The sequence below is a fragment of the Sinorhizobium sp. M4_45 genome (genome assembly GCF_002885915.1).
In the GTDB taxonomy this organism is placed as follows: domain Bacteria; phylum Pseudomonadota; class Alphaproteobacteria; order Rhizobiales; family Rhizobiaceae; genus Sinorhizobium; species Sinorhizobium meliloti_A.
The window spans coordinates 141494-163950 of sequence record NZ_NWVE01000001.1 but is presented as its reverse complement, the minus strand read 5'-3'; the positions used below and the strand labels follow the sequence as shown (position 1 = coordinate 163950).

Annotated in this window: 19 protein-coding genes; 7 read left to right on the top strand and 12 right to left on the bottom strand. The window is 63.2% G+C overall.

Annotation, left to right across the window (positions count from 1 at the left end):
• Window positions 1-93 precede the first annotated feature (93 nt).
• A complete protein-coding gene (rsiB1, locus tag CN933_RS00775; protein ID WP_003525566.1) occupies window positions 94-888 on the top strand; it encodes a PhyR-type response regulator RsiB1 in 795 nt (264 codons plus the stop codon).
• 453 nt (window positions 889-1341) lie between these two features.
• Here rsiB1 and CN933_RS00770 read toward each other — a convergent pair whose 3' ends face one another.
• The 9 genes from CN933_RS00770 to CN933_RS00730 form a co-directional block, all read right to left on the bottom strand.
• Entirely contained in the window at window positions 1342-2925 is a 1584-nt protein-coding gene (locus CN933_RS00770; RefSeq protein ID WP_018095723.1) for an FGGY-family carbohydrate kinase, read from the bottom strand.
• 84 nt (window positions 2926-3009) lie between these two features.
• A complete protein-coding gene (locus tag CN933_RS00765; protein WP_018095724.1) occupies window positions 3010-3684 on the bottom strand; it encodes an HAD family hydrolase in 675 nt (224 codons plus the stop codon).
• On the bottom strand, window positions 3681-5165 hold the full coding sequence (locus CN933_RS00760) for a mannitol dehydrogenase family protein (RefSeq protein ID WP_018095725.1): 1485 nt from the start codon (window positions 5163-5165) through the stop codon (window positions 3681-3683). The genes CN933_RS00765 and CN933_RS00760 overlap by 4 nt, the downstream gene beginning before the upstream one ends.
• 26 nt (window positions 5166-5191) lie before the next feature.
• Window positions 5192-5965, bottom strand: a complete 774-nt coding sequence (locus CN933_RS00755; RefSeq protein WP_018095726.1) for an L-iditol 2-dehydrogenase — start codon at window positions 5963-5965, stop codon at window positions 5192-5194.
• A complete protein-coding gene (locus CN933_RS00750; RefSeq protein WP_018095727.1) occupies window positions 5962-6963 on the bottom strand; it encodes an ABC transporter ATP-binding protein in 1002 nt (333 codons plus the stop codon). The genes CN933_RS00755 and CN933_RS00750 overlap by 4 nt, the downstream gene beginning before the upstream one ends.
• Before the next feature lie 30 nt (window positions 6964-6993).
• Window positions 6994-7824, bottom strand: a complete 831-nt coding sequence (locus CN933_RS00745) for a carbohydrate ABC transporter permease (RefSeq protein WP_018095728.1) — start codon at window positions 7822-7824, stop codon at window positions 6994-6996.
• Between the two features lie 4 nt (window positions 7825-7828).
• The gene (locus tag CN933_RS00740) at window positions 7829-8701 is read right to left on the bottom strand and encodes a carbohydrate ABC transporter permease (RefSeq protein WP_018095729.1); all 873 of its coding nucleotides are present in this window, start codon (window positions 8699-8701) and stop codon (window positions 7829-7831) included.
• 189 nt (window positions 8702-8890) lie between these two features.
• Complete coding sequence (locus CN933_RS00735; RefSeq protein WP_018095730.1) at window positions 8891-10201, bottom strand: ABC transporter substrate-binding protein; 1311 nt, start codon at window positions 10199-10201, stop codon at window positions 8891-8893.
• A 193-nt stretch (window positions 10202-10394) separates the two neighbouring features.
• Entirely contained in the window at window positions 10395-11348 is a 954-nt protein-coding gene (locus CN933_RS00730; RefSeq protein ID WP_018095731.1) for a sugar-binding transcriptional regulator, read from the bottom strand.
• A gap of 199 nt (window positions 11349-11547) precedes the next feature.
• Between CN933_RS00730 and CN933_RS00725 the strand changes: the two genes are divergently transcribed.
• Both CN933_RS00725 and preA read left to right on the top strand, forming a co-directional pair.
• On the top strand, window positions 11548-12909 hold the full coding sequence (locus CN933_RS00725) for an NAD(P)-dependent oxidoreductase (RefSeq protein ID WP_018095732.1): 1362 nt from the start codon (window positions 11548-11550) through the stop codon (window positions 12907-12909).
• Between the two features lie 31 nt (window positions 12910-12940).
• Window positions 12941-14254, top strand: a complete 1314-nt coding sequence (preA, locus tag CN933_RS00720) for an NAD-dependent dihydropyrimidine dehydrogenase subunit PreA (RefSeq protein ID WP_026168674.1) — start codon at window positions 12941-12943, stop codon at window positions 14252-14254.
• Window positions 14255-14318: 64 nt separating this feature from the next.
• On the opposite strand, the gene CN933_RS00715 is transcribed toward preA, so the two are convergent.
• Window positions 14319-15341, bottom strand: a complete 1023-nt coding sequence (locus CN933_RS00715) for a zinc-dependent alcohol dehydrogenase family protein (protein ID WP_018095734.1) — start codon at window positions 15339-15341, stop codon at window positions 14319-14321.
• Window positions 15342-15445: 104 nt separating this feature from the next.
• Between CN933_RS00715 and CN933_RS00710 the strand changes: the two genes are divergently transcribed.
• Both CN933_RS00710 and cyaC read left to right on the top strand, forming a co-directional pair.
• A complete protein-coding gene (locus tag CN933_RS00710) occupies window positions 15446-16345 on the top strand; it encodes a LysR family transcriptional regulator (RefSeq protein WP_018095735.1) in 900 nt (299 codons plus the stop codon).
• A 148-nt stretch (window positions 16346-16493) separates the two neighbouring features.
• On the top strand, window positions 16494-18167 hold the full coding sequence (cyaC, locus tag CN933_RS00705) for an adenylate cyclase CyaC (protein WP_018095736.1): 1674 nt from the start codon (window positions 16494-16496) through the stop codon (window positions 18165-18167).
• Window position 18168: 1 nt separating this feature from the next.
• Here the strand turns inward: cyaC and rutR are convergent, their stop codons facing one another.
• Window positions 18169-18810 carry an HTH-type transcriptional regulator RutR gene (gene rutR / locus CN933_RS00700; RefSeq protein ID WP_018095737.1) on the bottom strand — a complete coding sequence of 214 codons (642 nt, stop codon included), beginning with the start codon at window positions 18808-18810 and terminating at the stop codon, window positions 18169-18171.
• Between the two features lie 276 nt (window positions 18811-19086).
• Here rutR and CN933_RS00695 point away from each other — a divergent pair, with 276 nt between their 5' ends.
• Both CN933_RS00695 and hydA read left to right on the top strand, forming a co-directional pair.
• Window positions 19087-20337: a Zn-dependent hydrolase gene (locus CN933_RS00695; protein WP_018095738.1), complete on the top strand. Its 1251-nt coding sequence runs from the start codon at window positions 19087-19089 to the stop codon at window positions 20335-20337.
• Window positions 20338-20417: 80 nt separating this feature from the next.
• Complete coding sequence (hydA, locus tag CN933_RS00690) at window positions 20418-21872, top strand: dihydropyrimidinase (protein WP_102761191.1); 1455 nt, start codon at window positions 20418-20420, stop codon at window positions 21870-21872.
• Between the two features lie 66 nt (window positions 21873-21938).
• Here the strand turns inward: hydA and CN933_RS00685 are convergent, their stop codons facing one another.
• On the bottom strand, window positions 21939-22352 hold the full coding sequence (locus tag CN933_RS00685) for a cupin domain-containing protein (RefSeq protein WP_018095740.1): 414 nt from the start codon (window positions 22350-22352) through the stop codon (window positions 21939-21941).
• Window positions 22353-22457 lie beyond the last annotated feature (105 nt).

Below are 22457 nucleotides of genomic sequence, written 5' to 3'. Positions count from 1 at the left end.
CAGCGGAAAAATGAAATGTTCCGAAGCGGAACCATTTTTTCGGCGAAACGTTTTCGCAACGATATTACGCCCATGGATTGAGGGAGTCCCTGAATGACATTGTCCACCCGTATTGCTCCATTTCTTCCTTATCTGCGCCGCTATTCGCGTGCCCTGACCGGGTCGCAGACCTCTGGAGATGCCTATGTCGCGGCCGTGCTTGAGGCACTTATCGCGGATACGTCTATCTTTCCGGAAGCAAGCAGCGACAGGGTAGCGTTGTTCCGTCTTTTCACATCCATGTTCGGATCGTCTTCCGTCCTCGTGCCGGAGCCGGTGTCGCCCTTTGCCTGGGAACAGCGCGCATCCGTCAACCTTGCGGCCGTCTCGCCGCTCGCACGCCAGGCGTTCCTGCTCGTTTCCGTCGAAGCCTTCACCCCACAGGAAGCCGCCGAAGTACTCGATGTAGACGCCGCCAAGCTGGCCGCACTTCTCGACCGCGCATCCCAGGAAATTTCCCGTCAGGTTGCAACCGAGATCATGATCATCGAGGACGAGCCGCTGATCGCGATCGACATCGAGCAGATGGTCGAAAGCCTCGGCCACAGCGTGACCGGGATTGCACGCACCAAGGACGAGGCGATCGCCCTCTATGAGACGACGAAGCCGAACATGGTGCTCGCAGACATCCAGCTCGCCGACGGCAGCTCGGGAATCGATGCCGTAAACGAAATCCTGAAGACGGCTGCCGTTCCGGTGATTTTCATCACCGCCTTCCCGGAGCGTCTCCTGACCGGTGAACGTCCCGAACCCACGTTCCTCGTCACCAAGCCTTTCAATCCGGAAATGGTGAAGGCCCTGATCAGCCAGGCGCTGTTCTTCAACGAGACGACGAAGGCTGCGGCCTGAGTCGAGATTTCCCTCACCACAGGGGCCCCGGCGGCATTGCTTTTACAGTGTCGGGGGCCCTCATCCCCAATGCTCGTCACAGGATGGGGGCGCCGCGTCTGCGGCGCGGAACTTTCTTTCAGCCCGAAGACTTGGGCTGACTGGCTTCCTGTGACAAGCACAGGAACGCCTCGCCTAAGATGATCACCATCGCAAACGCCCGCATCCGGAACTCGGTCGCATCGCCCGATGCTCCCGAAGCAAAACAGCCAGTGCCGAGGGAAGGGCACTGGCTGAGCTTTGGCAACTCACTGAGGGGGGATGTGAGTTGGCAACCGGCGGTATGCCTCCGACGTCACATTGGGGGCGATGTGCGTCACCGTCCGGTTATCGCCATAATGCACGAGGCGAAAAAAGGTTCCGCGGATATTCGGCAAGACTGCAGATGAAAATCTGCACCCCTCGCATGTTGAATCACTCCATCGACTCCAGTTCCTCGCGATGCCGATAGAGCGCGAGGAAGCGCCGATAATCCCGGTCGTAGATGCGGCGTTGCGCCGGGTCGGGGAGCCGTTCCGTTCCAGCCGACGACATCGCCGGTCCGGCCCTGGCGAGGTCCGGATAGAGCTCGCCGGCGACGGCCGCCGTCATTGCCGTGCCGAGGAGAACGGCATCGGCTGCCTGGGGTGCGACGACCCGGCAGCCGGTGACGTCGCAATAAAGCTCCATTAACAGGGAGTTGCGCACATGCCCGCCGGTCACGTGCAGCGTGTCGAGTTCGTAGCCCGCTTCCTTCATCATCTCCAGGATGTGGCGAATCCCGAGCGCTATCGCGACGCAGGTCCGCCAATAGAGCCGGCACAGCGCATCGAAGGAGGAGTCGAGCGGCAGCCCGCTGATGACCCCGAGTGCATGCGGATCGGCAAGCGGCGACCGGTTGCCGTGGAAATCCGGAAGCACGTGAAGGCGCTGGGCAAAGTCCGCGCCATGAAGCGCGCGCATTTCCTGCACCCGCTCGATGATCTTCGCATGGGTTTCGGTCGTCGGTGGTAGTCCGCCTCCGTGCAGCCGCACGATATGATCGAGCAGCGCTCCGGTCGCCGACTGACCGCCCTCGATGAGCCAGAGCCCGGGCAAGACCGCTTCGAAATAAGGCCCCCACATGCCGAAACCCGGCTTCATGTCCTTGGAAAAGGCAACAATGCAACTCGAGGTTCCGCCGATCAGTGCCAGCTGGCGCTCCAGCTTCGCCGGCGCGTCCGCGAAGCCGCCGAGCACGCCGAGCGCCCCGGCATAGGCATCGATCAGCCCCGGCGCGACCTGGCATGCGGTGTCGAGCCCGAGCTCCTCCGCCGCGCTCGCGCTCAGACGCCCGACGGCTCGCTCCACCGGCAGCGTCTCCTCGGGCAAGCCACCACGTTCGAGGAGGTCCTCAAGACCGATCTGCTCCAGATAGTCCTGCTGCCACCCGCGTTTCTCGTGCGCGAGATAGTTCCATTTTGCCGTCAGCGTACAGCGCGAGCGGGCCGGACTTCCGGTCGCCCGCCAGGACATGTAATCCGCGAGGTCGAAGAAATACCCCGCCCGTTCCCATTGCTGCGGGAGGTTGCGCTTCAGCCACATCAGCTTCGGCATTTCCATCTCGGGCGACATCACCCGCCCCGAATGATCGAGAACGGGATGTTTCGTCGCCGTACAGAAATCGGCTTCCGCCAACGCCCGGTGGTCCAGCCAGACGATGGTGTCCCAGCGTGCCTCCCCCTGACGATTGACCGAGAGCGGGAGGCCGTCGCGATCGCGCACGACGAGCGAACAGGTGGCGTCGAAGCCGATCGCCGCAATGCTTTCCGCCGGCACAGCCGCCTTCTCGCGCGCCGATCTGACCGCCCCGCAGACCGCAGCCCAGATGTCCTCGGAATCGTGTTCGGCGTGGTTTTCCTCCGGACGGTTCATCGCAATCGTCCGATCGGCCCGCGCCAGGAGCCTACCTTGCCGGTCGAAGACGCCGGCGCGGGCGCTGCCGGTTCCAATATCGACCGCCACGACATATTCGCGCATCAATGGATGCCCCCGTCCCGAAAAAATGATGGATGTTCGCCGAGCCGGACGACGCGGCAGCAAAACCGCCCCGTCCTGCTCTCCCTATTGACGGACAAACTGTATCAATTCGCCCATGTCGTCAAACAGCACGTCGGGTTCGAGGCTGGCGAGCGTCCGCCGGTGGCGGTCGTTTCGTGCGTGGCTGCCCCCCGCGAAGGCGAAGACGCGCATGCCGGCGGACTTTGCCGCCTCGATGCCGGCCGGGCTGTCCTCGATGACGATGCAATCGGACGGGTAATAGCCCATCTTAGCGCTTGCATGCAGGAAAAGGTCGGGCGCCGGCTTGCCGCGCTCCACCATGCTGGCGCTGAAGATGTTCGGCTCGAAGAGATCGATGAGCCCCGTCACGGCCAGCGAAAGGCGGATGCGCTCCGGCTGGCTCGACGAAGCCACGCAATGGGCGGTGCCCAGCCCTTCCACCGCCTCGCGTATGCCGGCGATTGGCCTCAGTTCCTCGCGAAATCGTGCATAGAGCCGTGTCCGCATGCCTTCGAGAAAAACCTCGTCGGTCGCAAGTCCGTGTTCTTCGTGCAGGATCGTCGACATCGTCTTCAAGCTGCGGCCGAGGAAGCGCTCGCTCGCCTCCTCGGTCGTCATCGAAACGCCGGCAGCCGCGAGCGCGTCGACGAGGACCCCGAGCGAAATCGGTTCGCTGTCCACCAATACGCCGTCACAATCGAAAATCACCAGCCTGGAGGCGTGCCCCACCATCGTCATTCCCCGAGGTTTCCGTCCAGATAAAGCTGGAGCGTGGCACGCGTACCCTTTTCCCAAAGCACTTTCAACGCGTGAGCGAAACGGCGGCGGAAGAGATCGGATTGCGCGACATCGCCGAAGATGTCGGAAAGCGCAAGGAACGCCATTGGATCGTCCTTCGCTGCAACTGCGGCGGCCTGCAGCCGGTCGGCGTTGGCGTCGTTGAAAACGATCTCCTTGCCGCTGTCCGACTTGCCGGCGAAATAACGGCACCACAGCGCCGAAACGAGCGACAACCCGACGACGTCTTCGCCGCGGCGCAGGCGGTCGGCCGTCGACGGCAGGATGAATTTCGGCTGTCGGTTGGAGCCGTCCTGCGCCAGCCGCGCGACCGTGTCACCGATCTTCGGATTGGAGAAACGCGTCTCGATGAGCTTGTAATAATCCTTCAGATCCGTGTCCGGAACCGGCGGTATCACCGGGATGATCTCGTCGTGCTCCAGCTTTGACAGGAAGGCGCGGATCAACGGCTCCTCCATCGCCTCATGAACGAAATGGATGTCGAGCAGTGCCGCCGGATAGGCGATCGCCGCATGGCCGCCGTTGAGGATACGGATCTTCATATGCTCGTACGGCGCGACGTCCGGCACGAACTGCACGCCCACCTCTTCGAGCGCCGGGCGGCCTTGCGGGAAACGGTCCTCCAGCACCCATTGCTTGAATTCCTCGCAAAAGACCGGCCAGGCATCGTCGATTCCGTATTGTGAGGCGACGATGCCGATCTCGCGGGCACCGGTTGCCGGCGTGATGCGGTCGACCATGCCGTTCGGAAAGGCGACATTGGCATCGATCCAGTCCGCAAAGCCCGGATCGGAGAGGCGCGCCAGACCGGAGACGGCAGCGTGGGTGACCTCTCCGTTTCCAGGAATATTGTCGCAGGACATGATCGTGAACGGCGGAATGCCCTTGGCGCGGCGTTCGGCGAGCCCCGCCAGGATGAGGCCGAAGACGGTTTTTGGAGCCGTCGGATCGCGCGCATCCTCGACGATCGCCGGATGCGCCGGGTCGAAGACGCCGGATGCCGGATCGATGAAATAGCCGCCTTCGGTGATCGTCAGGGAAACGATGCGGATGAGCGGGCTTGCGAGCTGCGCCACGATCGCGGGCGTGTCGCCAGGCTCGAGATAGGCGATCATGGCGCCCGTGACATGCGCGCCCGTGCGGTTGTTGTCCTGCTCGACCACCGTCGTCAGGAAATCCTGCGCTTCGAGCTTGTCGCGCATGACCTTGTCCGATGGCAGGACACCCGCGCCGATAATTGCCCAATCGCGATCGCGTCCCAGGTTGAAAAGGTCATCGAGATAGACCGCCTGATGCGCACGGTGGAAATTGCCGACGCCGAAATGCACGATGCCGGCCCGAAGGTCATGCCGGCCGTAGTTCGGGACGCCGGCCCTGGCTTTGACCGCGTCGAGCGTGGCAAGGGAGAGTTTGGTCGCCATCCTTTCAATCCTTTCGCGAACGAGCCTCAGCTCATCCAGTTGCCGCCATCGACGTTATAGGTCTGCGAGACGATGTAGTCGCTTTCCGCCGAGGCGAGGAAGATCGCCATGCCGGTCAGGTCCTCTGCGGTGCCCATGCGTCCGAAGGGAACGGCCTCCCCGACCAACCGTTTTTTCTCGCCGCGCGGACGGTTCTCGTATTTGGCGAAAAGCGCGTCGACGCCCTCCCAGTGCTCACCGTCGACGACGCCGGGAGCGATGGCGTTGACGTTGATGCGGTGTTTGATGAGATCGAGACCGGCCGATTGGGTGAGGCTGATGACCGCAGCCTTGGTGGCGCAATAGATCGCCACCAGAGCTTCCCCACGCCTGCCCGCCTGGCTCGCCATGTTGATGATCTTGCCGCCCCTGCCCTGCGCGATCATCTGCCTGGCGGCCGCCTGCAAGGTGAAGAGCGTGCCGGCGACGTTGATCGCAAACAGTTTTTCGTAGCTCTCGCGGGTGATCTCGACGATCGGCGCGAGGTCGAAGAGCGCGGCATTGTTGACGAGGATGTCGAGCCCGCCGGCATGTTCGACGGTCGCGGCGATCGCGGCGTCGATGGAGTCCTGCCGGGTCACATCCATCACGACCGCATAGGCCGCGGACCCGATCTCCGCCGCCGCCCGTCTCGCCCGCTCGATATCGATGTCGGCGATGGCGACCGTGGCGCCCTCGCGCACGTAGGCTTCGGCGAAAGCGCGGCCGATACCCCGCGCCGATCCGGTGATCAACGCGCTCTTTCCTTCAAGACGTTTCATCGAATTGCCATTCCCTTTTCATCGAACCTGTGAAGGCGCTCGGGATCCGGCGTCAGATAGACCTGATCGCCATGGGTCACCGCGAAGTCGCCGCCGACGCGCGCCGTCAAAGTACCGATGCCGTCTGCATGCACGTGCAGGAAGGTGTCCGAGCCGAGATGCTCGGCCACTCCCACCGTGCCCCGCCACGTGCCCTGATCCTTCGAAAGGGCAATATGCTCCGGGCGGATGCCGATCGTGTGGGCCTGATGGGCCGCGGCAGGCGCACCGGTGACGAAGTTCATCTTCGGCGACCCGATGAAACCGGCGACGAATAGATTGTCCGGCCTGCGGTAGAGGTCGAGGGGCGAGCCCACCTGCTCGATGCGGCCGCGGTTGAGCACGACGATCTTGTCGGCCATGGTCATGGCCTCCACCTGGTCGTGCGTCACGTAGACCATGGTCGTCTTCAGTTGCTGGTGAAGCTGGCTGATCTCCAGTCGCATGTTGACCCGCAGCGCGGCGTCGAGATTCGACAGCGGCTCGTCGAAAAGGAAGGCTTCCGGCTGGCGGACGATGGCCCGGCCGATCGCCACGCGCTGGCGCTGGCCGCCGGAAAGCTGGCGGGGCTTGCGGTCGAGATAGTCGGTGAGGTTGAGGACGCGCGCCGCGTCCTCGACCTTCTTGTCGATCGTGGCCTTGTCCTCGCCCGCCATCTTCAGCGGAAAGGCGATGTTGGAGCGCACGCTCATATGCGGATAGAGAGCGTAGGACTGGAACACCATCGAAAGGCCGCGCTTTGCCGGCGGCAGCTCGGTGGCGTTGCGGCCGTCGATGACGATCTCGCCGTCGCTGACGTCCTCCAGTCCGGCGATCAGCCTCAGAAGCGTCGACTTGCCGCAACCCGAGGGGCCGACGAAGACGACGAACTCGCCGTCGGTGATATCGAGGTCTATCGAGGGAATGACGGCGTGGGCGCCGAAGACCTTCGATACGTTCTTGAGAGTGATGCTTCCCATGGTTTTACCCTTGTTTGAACCGCGTCGCCCTTACTTGACTGCGCCGAAAGTGAGGCCGCGCACGAGCTGTTTTTGCGAGAACCAGCCGAGGATGAGGATAGGGGCGATCGCCATCGTCGAGGCCGCCGACAGCTTGGCGTAGAAGAGGCCCTCCGGGCTCGAATAGGAGGCGATGAACGCGGTGAGCGGCGCGGCCTTTGCGGCGCTCAGGTTCAAGGTCCAGAACGCTTCGTTCCAGGCAAGGATGATGTTGAGCAGCAGCGTCGAGGCTATGCCGGGGATCGCCATCGGCGTCAGCACATAGATGATTTCCTTGGAGAGCGAGGCGCCGTCCATGCGCGCCGCTTCGAGGATCTCGCCGGGGATCTCCTTGAAATAGGTGTAGAGCATCCAGATGATGATCGGCAGGTTGATCAGCGTCAGCACGATCACGAGCCCTGTGCGCGTGTCGAGCAGTCCCCAGTTGCGGAATATCAGATACATCGGCACCAGCACGCCGACCGGCGGCATCATCTTGGTGGAGAGCATCCACATCAGCACGTCCTTGGTGCGCTTCGTCGGCGAGAACGCCATCGCCCAGGCTGACGGGATCGCGATCAACAGGCCGAGCAGGGTCGAGCCGAAGGAAACGACCACCGAATTCATGAAGTGCTTCAGGTAATCCGACCGGCTCTGCACCTCGGAATAGTTCTCGGTCGTCCAGTCGAAGAAGAGGAAGACCGGCGGAGAGGCGATCGCCTGGGCTTCCGTCTTGAAGCTCGTCAGGAAGGTCCAGAGGATCGGAAAGAAGATCAGGATTCCGATCGTCCAGGCCACCACGGTCGTGATGAGCTTGCGCCCGGTAGAGACATTGCGTGCCATGGTCTCAAGCCTCCAGCGTCTTGCCGATCATGCGCATCAGGAAGAATGCGACGATATTGGCGAGGATGACCGCGATGATCCCGCCCGCCGAGGCGCCGCCCACATCGAACTGCAGAAGGGCTTGGGCGTAGACGAGGAAAGTGAGGTTCGTGCTCTGCGTACCCGGACCGCCATTGGTGGTGACGAGGATCTCGGCGAAGACCGACAGCAGGAAGATCGTCTGGATCAGGATGACGACCGTGATCGCACGCGAGAGATGCGGCAGGACGAGATAGATGAAGCGGCTTACCGCGCCTGCGCCGTCCATCTGTGCGGCTTCCTTCTGCTCCTCGTCGAGCGACTGCAGCGCAGTCAGCAGGATGAGCGTGGCGAAGGGCAGCCACTGCCAGGCGACGATCAGAATGATCGAGAGAAGCGGCGCGTTGGCGAGAAAGTCGAACGGCTGCAATCCGAGCAGCTTGGCAAGCCAGGCGAAAAGTCCGTTCACGGGATTCATGAACATGTTCTTCCAGACCAGCGCCGCCACCGTCGGCATGATGAGGAAGGGCGCGATCACCAGGATGCGCACGATCCCCTGCCCGAACATCGGCTGGTCGAGAAGAAGCGCCAGTCCGATGCCGCCGACCACGGTGATGAAGAGCACGCCGAGAACGATGGCGAGCGTGTTGAATATCGCCTGGAAGAAGGCCGGGTCGGTGAGGAAATAGGTGTAATTCGTAAGCCCGGCGAACTCCTCCATCCCCGGCATCAGCAGGTTGTAGCGCAGCAGCGAGAAATAGACCGTCATGGCCAGCGGCACGATCATCCAGGCCAGAAGCAGGAGCACCGAGGGCGCGATCATCAATCGCGCGGCGGAGCGGGTGTGCAAGGTCGCCATGGCGTCCCCCGTGTGAAGTCGACGCGGTTCTTCAAAAACGGCAGGCGTATCGCCATCCGAACGCGCGCCATGAACTGGAAAAGTCAGAGCGGAACGCGGATCGAAGGCGGGTTGCCCCTTTCCCCGTCCCGCTCTGGAGGTAGCCGGGGCGTTCGCTGTTTCCAGCAGACGCTCCGGCTCCTTGGGAGCTCACTTGATGTAGCCGGCTTTGGTCATTTCGCGGGTCGACAGCTGCTGCGCGCTGGCAAGCGCCTGATCCACGCTCATCTGACCGGCCAGCGCCGCCGAGAACACCTGCCCGACCGCCGTGCCGAGACCCTGGAATTCCGGGATCGCCACGAACTGGACGCCGACATAGGGCACCGGCTTCACCGCCGGGTTCTTCGGGTCGGCGGCATTGATCGAGTCCAGGGTCATCTTCGCGAAGGGGGCCGCCTTCTGGTACTCCGGGTTCTCATAGAGGGAGGTGCGGGTACCGGGAGGAACGTTCGCCCAGCCTTCCTTCTCGGCAACGAGCTTCAGATAATCCTTGCCCGTGGCCCAGGCGATGAACTTCTGCGCCGACTCGGCCTTCTGCGATCCTGCCGGAATGGCGAGGTTCCAGGCCCAGAGCCAGTTGCCGCGCTTGCCGAGGCCGGTGTCGGGAGCGAGCGCGAAACCGACCTTGTCGGCAACGGTCGACTCCTTCGGATTGGTCACGAAGGAGGCGGCCACGGTCGCGTCGATCCACATGCCGCACTTGCCGGTCTGGAACAGCGACAGGTTCTCGTTGAAGCCGTTGGACGAGGCGCCGGGCGGGCCTGCGTCATTCATCAGCTTGACGTAGAAGTCGAGTGTGTTCTTCCATTCCGGCTGGTCGAACTGCGGCTTCCAGTTCTCGTCGAACCAGCGGGCGCCGAAGGCGTTTGCCGTGGCCGTCAGGAAAGCCATGTTCTCGCCCCAGCCGGCCTTGCCGCGCAGGCAGATACCGTAGATCTCGTTATCCTTGTCGGTGATCTTGCGGGCCGCATCGGCGATGAAATCCCAGGTCGGCGCATCGGGCATGCTAAGCCCGGCCTTCTCGAACAGGTCCTTGCGGTACATGACCATCGAGCTCTCGCCGTAGAACGGTGCCGCATAGAGCTTGCCGTCGATCGTCAGGCCGCTGCGGATCGCCGGCAGAAGGTCGTCGACGTCGTATTCGGGACCGAGATTGTCGAGCGGCAGGAGCCAGCCCTGCTTCGCCCAGATCGGCACTTCATACGTGCCGATCGTCATGATGTCGTACTGACCGCCCTTGGTCGCGATGTCGGTCGTGACCCGCTGGCGCAGCACGTTTTCCTCGAGAGTGACCCACTCAAGCTGGATGTCGGGATTTTTCGACGTGAAATCGTCCGTCAGCTTCTGCATCCGGATCATGTCGCCATTGTTCACGGTGGCAATGGTCAGCGTCTCCGCTTGGGCCAGACCCGCCAGAGCGACTGCCGAGCACGTGCCCAGCAGGAAAGTTCTCAAATTCATCGACTTCCTCCCAGAAGAAATTGAGCATTTGCCTTGCTCGTGAGCAATTACTCACCGATTGCGACGAAATGTCAATGCGCATTTGTCGTTCCGGTGCGGCAGAGCAGCTAAGAAGATGTTTTAGCTTTGGATTTTTTACAGGGATTTCACGAGAACGACGCCGATGCCGCGGCCCCGCGGCCGGCTGCGCGATCTAGACGCGGAGCAGATAGTCGGCCGTAGCCTCATCGGTGACGAGACCGTTGATGATCCTGCCCTTGAGTGCGGCGCGCAGCGCCTCGTATTTGCGCCTGCCCTTGGCGATCCCGATGACCGACGCGCGGTCGCGCGGCGGCAGCGGAACCGAGGCGACGCGCTCATTGATGCTGTCGGGCAGGAGCACGCCTTCGTGGTCGAACATCCACCCGCAGATCTCGCCGGCAGCGCCCGCGGCCATCAGCCGTGCCATTTCATCGCGCGCCAGGAACCCGTCTTCGCAAAGCGGCGCGTCGGGCCCCAGTTCGCCGACGCCCACGAAGGCGGCGTCGGCCTCGGCGCCGAGTTCCAGGGCGATCTGCACCAGGCTCTGCTTGTGCAGGACTTCGCGCTCTTCCGGCGAGGAGACGAGAACCGGCAAGGGCATGGGGAAATGCCGCGCCTTGATCGTGTCCGCCATGCTGAAGATGACGTTGTAATAGGCAGCCGACCCGTCGAGCCGGATATTGCCCGTGAGCGAAACGATACGGTGCTGTGGGCATTCCATCGATGGCAGCTGGTCGATGGTCGCCTTCAGCGTCCGGCCCGTGCCGATCGCGAGCACCACGGGCTCGGCCGACTTCAGCCAGCGCTCGATTTCCGCCGCTCCGGCCTCGGCGATTCCGACGGTCGTGGATTGGGAACCGGGGTCGCTCGGAACGACGTCGACATGCTTGAGGTCGTATTTCTCCTTGAGACGCGCCGCCATTTCGAGGCAGGCGGCGATCGGATGGTCCAGGCGCACCTTGATCAGCCGCTCGGCCATGGCAAGCGACACGAGACGTTGCGCCGACTGCCGCGAAATTCCCATGACCGACGCAATCTCGTCCTGCGTCCGGCCGGCGACATAATAGAGCCAGCCTGCGCGGGCTGCATCGTCCAGCCTGTTGCTGCTTTCCGCCTTGCGTGCCATCGATTGGCTCCCTTCCCCTTGATTTGCTGCCACTATTTTCCATGCGCTGTCAAACGGGGGCGATATGCGGCGCGCCTTGGCACCGGCAAGGTCCGCTTTTCCAGGCTTTTGCAGCCGTTTGGAAGGAAATTTTACCGTTTGATAAAAAAATAAAGCGTGTTACCGTTCCGTCATCCTGAGAAAACATTGGGAGCCAAAAATGGGAACGACGCAATCTGGGATTCTCGGCGGGCGGCTGCCGCTTGCCGAGTACGAAGCCAATTTCTCCGACCTTCATGCGCCACTCGACAGGCACGAGGCGCTGGTCGCCGCGGACCGCTGTTATTTCTGTCATGACGCGCCCTGCATGACTGCCTGTCCCACCTCCATCGACATCCCGCTCTTCATTCGCCAGATCGCGACGGGCAATCCGATCGGCTCGGCGAAGACGATCTTCGATCAGAACATACTTGGTGGCATGTGCGCCCGCGTCTGTCCCACCGAAACGCTCTGCGAAGAGGCCTGCGTACGCAACACGGCCGAGGAGCGGCCGGTCGAAATCGGCCGCCTGCAGCGCTACGCGACCGACATCGCAATGCGGGAGAACAAGCAATTCTATTCGCGCGCCGCGCGTTCCGGCCGCAGGGTCGCCGTCGTCGGCGCCGGGCCGGCGGGGCTCGCCTGCGCGCATCGGCTGGCCGTAAAAGGCCACGACGTGGTGATCTACGACGCGCGCGAAAAATCCGGCGGCCTCAACGAATACGGCATCGCCGCCTATAAGGCGGTCGACGACTTCGCCCAGAAAGAGGTCGAATACGTGCTTTCGGTCGGCGGCATCGAGGTCAGCCACGGCAAGGCGCTCGGCCGCGACTTCTCCCTTGCCGATCTGGCGGAAGAATTCGATGCCGTCTTTCTCGGCCTCGGTCTTGCCGGTGTCAATGCACTGCGGATCGAAGGCGAGAATGCCGAAGGCGTCGAGGATGCCGTCGACTTCATTGCCGCACTTCGCCAGTCGAAGACAAAGGCCGACATTCCGGTCGGCCGGCGCGTCGTGGTTCTCGGCGGCGGCATGACTGCGATCGACGCGGCCGTCCAGGCGAAACTGCTCGGCGCCGAGGAAGTGACGATCTGCTATCGCCGCGGCAAGGAGCACATGAACGCCTCGGAATTCGAGCAGGATCTCGCGGCCTCCAAGGGCGTCACCATCCGCCACTGGCTGCAGCCGAAACGCATCGCCGTCAAGGACGGCAGGGTCGCCGGCATCGAACTCGACTACACCACGCTTGAGAACGGTAGGCTGACGACGACCGGCGAAACCGGAATCATTGCCGCCGACCAGATCTTCAAGGCCATCGGCCAGACCTTCGAGGCCTCCGGCCTCGGTGCGCTACGCATGGAAAGCGGACGCATCGTCGTCGATGCGGAAGGGCGCACCTCGCTCGACAAGGTCTGGGCCGGCGGTGACTGCGTGCTTGGGGGCGAGGATCTCACCGTTTCCGCCGTCGCGATGGGACGCGATGCCGCCGGATCGATCGACCGGGCTTTCGCCGCGGCTCAGCCGCTGGCGAGCGCCGTTGCTTGAAAAGCAGAACAGGATCGAGAGGACGAGAACAATGGCTGATCTTCGCAACAATTTTGTCGGCATCAAATCCCCGAATCCGTTCTGGCTCGCCTCGGCGCCGCCGACGGACAAGGCCTACAACGTCGAGCGCGCCTTCAAGGCAGGCTGGGGCGGCGTCGTCTGGAAGACCCTGGGTGAGGAAGGACCGCCCGTTGTCAATGTCAACGGCCCGCGCTACGGCGCGATCTGGGGCGCCGACCGGCGGCTGCTGGGTTTCAACAATATCGAACTCATTACCGACCGCGATCTCTATGTGAACCTGCGCGAAATGAAGCAGGTGAAGATGAACTGGCCGGACCGTGCCCTGATCGCCTCGATCATGGTGCCTTGCGAGGAGAACGCATGGAAGGCGATCCTGCCGCTGGTCGAGGAGACCGGCGCCGACGGCATCGAGCTCAATTTCGGCTGTCCGCACGGCATGTCCGAGCGCGGCATGGGCTCGGCGGTCGGCCAGGTGCCGGAATATATCGAGATGGTGGTGCGCTGGTGCAAGCAATATACGCGCATGCCGGTCATCACCAAGCTGACGCCGAACATCACGGACATCCGCAAGCCCGCCCGCGCTGCCAAGGCCGGCGGCACCGACGCGGTATCGCTGATCAACACGATCAACTCGATTACCGGGGTCAACCTCGACACTTTCTCGCCGGAGCCCTCGATCGACGGCCGCGGCAGCCATGGCGGTTATTGCGGCCCGGCGGTGAAGCCGATCGCCCTCAACATGGTGGCCGAGATCGCCCGTGATCCCGAGACCCACGGCCTGCCGATTTCCGGCATCGGTGGCGTGACCACCTGGCGGGATGCGGCGGAATTCATGGTGCTCGGGGCCGGCAACGTGCAGGTCTGCACGGCGGCGATGACCTATGGCTTCAAGATCGTCCAGGAGATGATTACGGGCCTCTCCGACTGGATGGACGCCAAGGGCCATCGGTCGCTCGACGACATCAGCGGCCGTGCCGTCCCGAACGTCACCGACTGGCAATATCTCAACCTCAACTATATCGCCAAGGCGAAGATCGATCAGGACGCCTGCATCAAATGCGGCCGCTGTCATATCGCCTGCGAGGACACTTCGCATCAGGCGATCACCCAATTCGTAAACGGCGTGCGTCATTTCGAGGTGATCGAGGAGGAATGCGTCGGCTGCAACCTCTGCGTCAATGTCTGCCCGGTGGAGAACTGCATCACCATGGAGCCGCTCGCGGCCGGCACGCTCGACCGGCGCACCGGGAAACCGGTCGACCCGAACTACGCCAACTGGACGACCCATCCGAACAACCCGATGGCCCGCCAGGCCGCCGAGTGAAGACATACGAGTCAGACCGGAGGGCCGCCGGCATCACCGGCGGCCCTCCCACGTTTCTATCGCGTCAAAACTCTATCACCACCTTGCCGAAGGGGCCGCGGTCGAGATGCGCGAGGGCCTCGGGGACTTCGGTGAACTTGTAACGGCTGTCGATGACGGGCTTCAGTCCAAGTCGATCGACGGCCCCGACCAGATCTTCGAGTGCTCTGCGGTGACCGACGCTGATACCCTGCACGACGGGAGACTTCAGGAGAAGCGGCCCGACCGGACCTGAGACCTCGAAGCCCTCGAGCACGCCGATCACCGAGATGCGCCCGTCCGGCGCGACTGCCTTCAGGGACTGGCCGAGCCCGGCGCCGCCGGCGATCTCCAGAATGTGGTCGGCCCCATGATCCGCGGTCAGCGCATAGACGCGCTCCACCCAGTCCTCCTCCAGGCGATTTATGCCGTGATCGGCACCGAGCGCAAAAGCCCGATCGAGCTTTTCGCGGCTGCTCGAGGTCACGATGACCTCGGCTCCGGTCGCCTTAGCGATTTGCAGCCCGAACAGCGCAACGCCGCCGGTGCCCTGCACGACGACACGGTCGCCCGCCCGCAGATGCCCCTTCTCGACAAGAGCGAACCAGGCGGTCAGGCCCGCACAGGGCAAGGTACTCGCCTCCGCCGCGTCGAGGCTCTTCGGAGCTGGGACGAACCAGCCTTCAGGGAAAACCACATATTCGGACAGGACGCCCGGATGCGCCCCTCCGAGCGTCTGATAGGCAGGCGTCCTGCCGGTGCCGGGTCGTAAGCCGTCAAGCCAATCGGGGGCGAAGGTGGAGATCACGCGATCGCCCGGCTGGAAACGCGTCACGCTCTTGCCGACGGCCTCGACCACTCCGCTCATATCCGAGGCCGGCACGAAGGGGAAAGCGAGATCGAGCCCCATGCCGGTCTCCAGTACCAGCTTGTCGCGATAGTTGAGCGATACGGCAAGCGTTCGCACGAGGATATCGTGCTCGCCGGCCTCCGGCACCGGCCGTTCGGCACGCTTGAGATTGTGGGGGGCCACCGTCTGCGTGCTCCATTCCTGCATCCATTTGGACATGCCCGTTCCTTTTCATCCGTTGCGGTGAAGCGAGCATACTGTTGAACATTCGTCTTCGGTTGCGATATGATTTCCCATCATTGGTTCCCTGGAGGACGCAATTCGTGGAGCGCTTCAACGGTATTTCGGTTTTCGTGGAAGTTGCCGATGCCGGCGGCTTTTCCGCCGCCGCCGCGCGGCTCAACCTTTCGCGCTCGGCCGTGGGCAAGACGGTATCCCGGCTCGAACGACGGCTCGGCGTGCGCCTCTTTCACCGCACCACAAGGACGCAGAGTCTTACCGAAGAAGGGCAGCTCTTCTACGACAGCTGCCAAAAAGCGCTGGGCGAAATCAGAACGGCCGAAGACCTCCTCGAATCCGGGAAGCAGGAAATTCGCGGCCGCCTGCGCATCTCGATGCCGGTCCTCTTCGGCCGCCAATGCGTGGCGCCGCTGCTTCGCGACCTGTTGCGGGCGCATCCCCGTCTGGAATTCGATCTCTCCTTCAACGACCGGGTCGTCGACCTTCTCGACGAAGGCTTCGATCTCGCCATCCGCAACAGCCCGCTCGGCAACGGCTCCGGCCTGATGATGCGCACGGTGGCGGAACAGCGGATGACCGTCTGCGCCTCCCCTGCCTATCTTGAAACGCACGGCACGCCGAGAACGGTGGCCGAACTCGCAGCACAAGAAGGCATCGTCTACGCCCGTGGAGGCGAGCCGCTATCCTGGTCCTTTCCGTCCGACGGCAAAGCGGCCGAAATCGTGCTCCCGCAAACGCGGCTGAGGCTCGATGATCTCGCCGCGATCGCCGATGCGGCTTCCGCCGGCCACGGCCTTGCCTGGCTGCCTTGCTGGCTGGTGCGCGAGCGCGTGCAGAAAGGCGAGCTTGTCCGCGTCCTCACCGACCGCCCCGGGCTGATCTTCAAGGCGCATGCGGTCTGGCCGCGAACGCAGCACATGCTGCCGAAACTGCGGGTGGTGATCGACAAGCTCGCCGCAGGATTGCCGCGCATCATGGAGTAGCACGGCATGGGACATGCGCACTCCGCGCAAGACCCGAGAGCGAAACAATTCGTTTAGAAAACGTAAGTTGCCGGCATCGGTGATCTGGTTAATAAGGAGGACATTGACGCGAGCCTGTTTCGAGGCCGCCAGACCCAGGCAAGATTGTTTGACGATCCTATCCGCCAGCACGCGCAAGAAGATGCACCTGATTTCAGGGGCTGTGCTCGGCGTCTTTGTGCTCCTCCATTTCTCGAACCATGCGCTCGGCCTGGTGTCGATCGGAGCCATGGAAACGGGCCGGCGGATCTTCACCTCGGTCTGGCAGAGCATCCCCGGAACGGCCCTCCTCTACGGCGCGTTGTTGCTGCATTTTCTGATGGCGCTTGACAGTCTCTACCGGCGGCAAACCTTCAGGATGCCTGTCGGCGAAGCCCTGAAGATCATCTTCGGCCTGAGCCTGCCCTTTCTGCTCATTCCTCACGTTGTCGCCGCCCGCGTGGAGCCGCTTCTTTCAGGTGTTTACCCCGACTACCCCGCAATCCTGCGCACGCTCTGGTCAAGCTCGTTCAACACCTCTCGCCAGTCGCTTGCACTCATCGTCGTCTGGGGTCACGCCTGCCTTGGCGCCTGGTTCTGGATGCGCGGCCGCGCCTGGTTTCCGAAGTACGAAACGCTGCTCTATACCGTCGCCCTGCTGGTGCCGATCTTCGCACTGCTCGGCTTCGTCAACGGCGCCCGATCGCTGGAGCGCGACTACGCCGAACATGGCGGTTATGGCGACAGGGCCTATGCCAGCCAGGCACCTCGCGTCGACCCTGCCCTCCTCGATAGGATCAGGCTGGCATTCTATGGCTGCTTCGCAAGCCTGATCGGCGGCACCCTCGTTCTGCGCGCCCTGCCGGCGCGCGGCCGTATTCGCATTCGTTATCCGGACGGCCGGGTCGCTGCCGTCAGCCTCGGCTTCAGCGTTCTGGAGGCGAGTCGGGCGGCTGGAATCCCGCATGTGTCCGTCTGCGGCGGACGCGGCCGCTGCTCGACCTGTCGCGTGCGGATAACGCAGGGGCTCGAAGGCCAACCGACGCCGGAAGCCGCAGAACTCGCGACGCTGACCCGCATCGGCGCTCCCGAGAACGTACGCCTCGCCTGCCAGTTCCGACCCGTGCACAATGTGAGCGTCGTGCCCATCCTCGACACCGACAGCATCGGGATCAAGACGCAGCTTGCCCGCCAGAACGCCGGCGGACGCGAGCGCCGCGTCGCAGTGCTCTTCTGCGACCTGCGTGATTTCACCCGCATCGCCGAACACCGGCTGCCCTACGACACGGTCTTTCTGCTCAACCGCTACTTCGAGGTCGTCGGCGAAGCCGTCGAAAGTTCCGGTGGCGTCGTCGACAAGTTCATCGGCGACGGGGCGCTCGCGATCTTCGGACTGAAGGCCCCTCTGCCGGAAGCCTGCCGCCAGGCACTGTCGGCCGCCGCCCGGTTGTCGCAAGGAATCCGGGCGCTCAACCAGACTTTCGAAGGGGAGCTCGAGCAGCCGCTGAGGCTCGCCATCGGCCTCCACGCGGGGCCGGCGATCATCGGCGAAATGGGCTACGGCCAGGCAACCTCGCTCACGGTCGTCGGCGACACGATCAACACCGCGAGCCGACTGGAAGGCCTCGCGAAGGAGCACGACGTCGAGCTTGCCGTTTCGGCCGAACTGGTCGAGCGCGCGGGTTTAAGCTTCGAGGGCCACAGACGGCTCGAAATCAGCCTGCGGGGCCGCAAGGCAACGCTGGAAACCTGGATCGTCGGTGACGCCGCGCAGCTCTCCCGATCCCTGCCGACAGCCGGATAGGCTACTCCCGCACCTGCAGCCCGTCGACGAACAGCCGCTCGAGAAAGCGCGCGGCGTCCTCGAAGCGCCCTTCGCCGGCATTCTCCTGGCCGAGCACGGCGCGCACCTGAACGTCGAAGTCGGCATAATGCTGCGTCGTCGACCAGATGGCGAAGATGAGGTGATAAGGGTCGCATCTTGCGATCTTGCCAGCCTTGGCCCAGCTGCGGATAACCTCGGCCTTCTCGTCCACCAATTGCTTCAGCGGACCCTTGAGCTCGTCCACGATCCGCGGGGCGCCCTGCAGGACCTCGTTGGCGAACAGCCGGCTTTCGCGCGGGAAGTCGCGCGCCATTTCGAGCTTGCGCCGGATATAGCTGCGGATCTCGGCGACCGGGTTGCCCTCGGCATCGAACGCGCGCAGAGGATCGAGCCAGGTGTCGAGAACGCGGTCTATCAGCGCGCGATGCATCGCCTCTTTGGTGCGGAAATAATAAAGCAGGTTCGGCTTCGACATGCCCGCCACGTCAGCGATCTGATCGATCGTCGACCCGCGAAAGCCGTTTGCGGAAAACACCTCCAGCGCCGCCTCGAGGATCTGCTCCTCCTTCTCCTCCTGGATGCGCGTGCGCCTCTGGGTTCTAGCCGCTCTCGGAAGTACCATCTCGTCCCCTGTCCAAGCCCCCAGCGAAAGACGTCGGCACAATTTGCCCAATATTCGGACGCGCCGATTTCTTGAGCAGTAACTCCTGTTTTTTTCTTTTTCCGGCTTGAGTGCCGCCACGGAAGTTGTAATGTTTACCAACCGGTCAAATTATCAGTCAGATTGCCGACAAAGGCAACGCCTGATCGAAGGGCATCACAACAAGGCCCCGATTCGGCCGACGGGAACATGAGGGCTATCCCGGGGAGGGACTGGCCGACAATAGAGGAGAACGCCATGGCAGCACCTGGCGAGAATAGGCGCGTCAATGCCGACCGTCTATGGGATTCGTTGATGGAAATGGCGAAGATCGGCCCCGGCGTTGCCGGCGGCAACAACCGCCAGACCTTGACGGATGCGGACGGCGAAGGTCGCCGGCTTTTCCAGTCCTGGTGCGAAGAGGCGGGGCTCTCCATGGGTGTCGACAAGATGGGCACCATGTTCCTCACCCGACCCGGTACGGATCCGGATGCGCTGCCCGTCCATATCGGCTCGCATCTCGACACACAGCCGACCGGCGGCAAGTTCGACGGGGTCCTCGGCGTCCTGAGCGGCCTCGAGGCCGTACGTACGATGAACGATCTCGGCATCAAGACGAAGCACCCGATCGTCGTGACCAACTGGACCAATGAGGAAGGCGCGCGCTTTGCGCCTGCCATGCTCGCATCCGGCGTCTTTGCCGGGGTCCATACCCTCGAATACGCCTATGCCCGCAAGGATCCCGAAGGAAAGAGCTTCGGCGATGAACTGAAGCGCATCGGCTGGCTTGGCGATGAAGAGGTCGGCGCGCGCAAGATGCACGCCTATTTCGAATACCACATCGAGCAGGGACCTATCCTCGAGGCCGAGAACAAGCAGATCGGCGTCGTCACGCACTGTCAGGGTCTTTGGTGGCTGGAGTTCACGCTGACCGGCAGGGAAGCACATACCGGCTCGACGCCGATGGACATGCGCGTCAATGCGGGCCTCGCAATGGCGCGGATCCTCGAAATGGTCCAGACCGTCGCCATGGAAAACCAGCCGGGCGCCGTCGGCGGCGTCGGCCAGATGTTCTTTTCGCCCAATTCGCGCAACGTCCTGCCGGGCCAAGTGGTGTTCACCGTCGACATCCGCTCACCCGACCAGGCCAAACTGGACGGCATGCGCGCCCGGATCGAAGCCGAAGCGCCAAAAATCTGCGAGCGGCTCGGCGTCGGCTGTTCCATCGAGGCGGTCGGGCATTTCGATCCCGTCACCTTCGACCCTAAGCTGGTCGAGACGGTACGCGGGGCCGCCGAGAAGCTCGGCTACAGCCACATGAATCTCGTATCCGGCGCCGGACACGATGCCTGCTGGGCCGCAAAGGTCGCGCCGACCACGATGATCATGTGCCCCTGCGTCGGCGGACTCAGCCACAACGAGGCGGAGGACATCTCCAGGGAATGGGCGGCGGCCGGCGCGGACGTCCTGTTCCACGCCGTGCTCGAGACGGCGGAGATCGTGGAATGAGTTTTGCGGGCGGGACGGTGGTTCCGCCCTTTTTCGTGGTGGCCTGAGCCGCCGAAGGCACCTTCCAGGGAAACGAACCAATGAGCACTGTCATCAAGGGTGGAACCATCGTCACGGCCGACCTGACCTACAAGGCCGATTTAAAGGTGGAAGGCGGCAAGATCGTCGAAATCGGACCGAATCTCTCCGGCGCCGAGACGCTCGACGCCACCGGCTGCTACGTGATGCCGGGCGGCATCGACCCGCATACGCATCTCGAAATGCCTTTCATGGGTACCTATTCCTCCGACGATTTCGAAAGCGGGACCCGGGCGGCACTCGCCGGCGGCACCACGATGGTCGTCGATTTCGCACTCCCCTCGCCCGGCCAGTCGCTGCTTGAGGCGCTCACCATGTGGGACAACAAGTCGACGCGCGCCAACTGCGACTATTCCTTCCACATGGCGATCACCTGGTGGGGCGAGCAGGTCTTCGACGAGATGGAGACGATCGTAAAGGAAAAGGGCATCAACACCTTCAAGCACTTCATGGCCTACAAGGGCGCGCTGATGGTGGACGACGACGAGATGTTTTCCTCCTTCCAGCGCTGTGCGGCGCTCGGCGCGCTGCCGCTGGTCCACGCCGAAAACGGCGACGTGGTGGCGCAACTGCAGGCGAAGCTGCTGGCGGAAGGCAATAGCGGCCCGGAAGCACATGCCTATTCGCGGCCGGCGGAGGTCGAGGGAGAGGCCACCAACCGCGCGATCATGATCGCCGACATGGCCGGCTGTCCCGTCTACATCGTTCATACTTCGTGCGAACAGGCGCATGAAGCGATCCGGCGCGCCCGCGCCAAGGGCATGCGTGTCTTCGGCGAGCCCTTGATCCAGCACCTGACGCTCGATGAGAGCGAATATTTCGACAAGGACTGGGACCACGCCGCCCGCAGGGTGATGTCGCCGCCTTTCCGCAACAAACTTCACCAGGACAGCCTCTGGGCGGGGCTTGCCTCCGGTTCGCTCCAGGTGGTCGCGACCGACCATTGCGCCTTCACGACCGAGCAGAAGCGCTTCGGCGTCGGCGATTTCACCAGAATCCCGAACGGCACCGGCGGACTGGAAGACCGCATGCCGATGCTCTGGACCTATGGTGTTGCGACCGGCCGCATCACCATGAACGAATTCGTGGCGGTAACCTCCACCAACATCGCCAAGATCCTGAATATCTATCCCAGGAAGGGAGCGATCCTCGTCGGCGCCGATGCCGACCTCGTCGTCTGGGACCCCAAGCGCTCCAAGACGATCTCGGCAAAGACGCAGCAATCGGCGATCGATTACAACGTCTTCGAGGGCAAGACGGTCACCGGTCTTCCGCGTTTCACGCTGACGCGCGGCGTGGTTTCGATCGAGGACGGAACCGTGAAGACCCGGGAGGGCCACGGCGAATTCGTCCGGCGTAATCCCTTCCCGGCGGTCAGCACCGCGCTTTCCACCTGGAAGGAAGTGACGGCGCCACGGGCGGTGCAGCGCAGCGGCATTCCCGCAAGCGGCGTCTGAGAGATGCCGCAACCTTATCGCATGCGAGAAACGGCGATCGCGCTGATGACTTTTCCCGGAATTGCTCTAGGCGGGCACGAGCCCGTCGAGCTCGGGCAGCAGCACGACGCTCTCGTTTCCTTTCGGATCCGTCCGGGCGATGACCGCCGTGCAAGGGGCGTGCGAGAGGTTCGCCGGCAGGTGCGGCACGCCGGCGGGAATGTAGAGCATATCTCCGGCTCTGGTGATCACGTGTTCTTCGAGCCGCTCGCCGAACCAGGTGTGCGCTTCGCCGGAGAGCACGTAGATCGCCGTTTCATGGGTCTCGTGAAGATGCGCCTTGGCGCGCGCACCGGGCGGCATGGTCACGAGATGCATGCAGATGCCGGTGGAGCCGACCGTTTCCGCGGCGATACCTTCGAAATAGTCGAGCCCCTGCTTGCCGGCAAAGGCACCGCCCGGGCGAACCACGCGACAGCCAGGATTGGGTGATCGAGACATGACCGTCCTCCAGAATACGCTGAAAAACCAGCAGCAGGCGACCTCGCCGGCAAATCCGCCATTGCATGTTGCGGGTCCGGATAGCAGTCTGACACAGGCAGTCGA

Excerpts from the sequence above, each read along its gene's own strand:
- rsiB1 (WP_003525566.1), top strand. The coding sequence starts at position 94 with ATGACATTGTCCACCCGTATTGCTCCATTTCTTCCTTATCTGCGCCGC.
- CN933_RS00770 (WP_018095723.1), bottom strand. The coding sequence starts at position 2,925 with ATGCGCGAATATGTCGTGGCGGTCGATATTGGAACCGGCAGCGCCCGC.
- CN933_RS00765 (WP_018095724.1), bottom strand. The coding sequence starts at position 3,684 with ATGACGATGGTGGGGCACGCCTCCAGGCTGGTGATTTTCGATTGTGAC.
- CN933_RS00760 (WP_018095725.1), bottom strand. The coding sequence starts at position 5,165 with ATGGCGACCAAACTCTCCCTTGCCACGCTCGACGCGGTCAAAGCCAGG.
- CN933_RS00755 (WP_018095726.1), bottom strand. The coding sequence starts at position 5,965 with ATGAAACGTCTTGAAGGAAAGAGCGCGTTGATCACCGGATCGGCGCGG.
- CN933_RS00750 (WP_018095727.1), bottom strand. The coding sequence starts at position 6,963 with ATGGGAAGCATCACTCTCAAGAACGTATCGAAGGTCTTCGGCGCCCAC.
- CN933_RS00745 (WP_018095728.1), bottom strand. The coding sequence starts at position 7,824 with ATGGCACGCAATGTCTCTACCGGGCGCAAGCTCATCACGACCGTGGTG.
- CN933_RS00740 (WP_018095729.1), bottom strand. The coding sequence starts at position 8,701 with ATGGCGACCTTGCACACCCGCTCCGCCGCGCGATTGATGATCGCGCCC.
- CN933_RS00735 (WP_018095730.1), bottom strand. The coding sequence starts at position 10,201 with ATGAATTTGAGAACTTTCCTGCTGGGCACGTGCTCGGCAGTCGCTCTG.
- CN933_RS00730 (WP_018095731.1), bottom strand. The coding sequence starts at position 11,348 with ATGGCACGCAAGGCGGAAAGCAGCAACAGGCTGGACGATGCAGCCCGC.
- CN933_RS00725 (WP_018095732.1), top strand. The coding sequence starts at position 11,548 with ATGGGAACGACGCAATCTGGGATTCTCGGCGGGCGGCTGCCGCTTGCC.
- preA (WP_026168674.1), top strand. The coding sequence starts at position 12,941 with ATGGCTGATCTTCGCAACAATTTTGTCGGCATCAAATCCCCGAATCCG.
- CN933_RS00715 (WP_018095734.1), bottom strand. The coding sequence starts at position 15,341 with ATGTCCAAATGGATGCAGGAATGGAGCACGCAGACGGTGGCCCCCCAC.
- rutR (WP_018095737.1), bottom strand. The coding sequence starts at position 18,810 with ATGGTACTTCCGAGAGCGGCTAGAACCCAGAGGCGCACGCGCATCCAG.
- CN933_RS00695 (WP_018095738.1), top strand. The coding sequence starts at position 19,087 with ATGGCAGCACCTGGCGAGAATAGGCGCGTCAATGCCGACCGTCTATGG.
- hydA (WP_102761191.1), top strand. The coding sequence starts at position 20,418 with ATGAGCACTGTCATCAAGGGTGGAACCATCGTCACGGCCGACCTGACC.
- CN933_RS00685 (WP_018095740.1), bottom strand. The coding sequence starts at position 22,352 with ATGTCTCGATCACCCAATCCTGGCTGTCGCGTGGTTCGCCCGGGCGGT.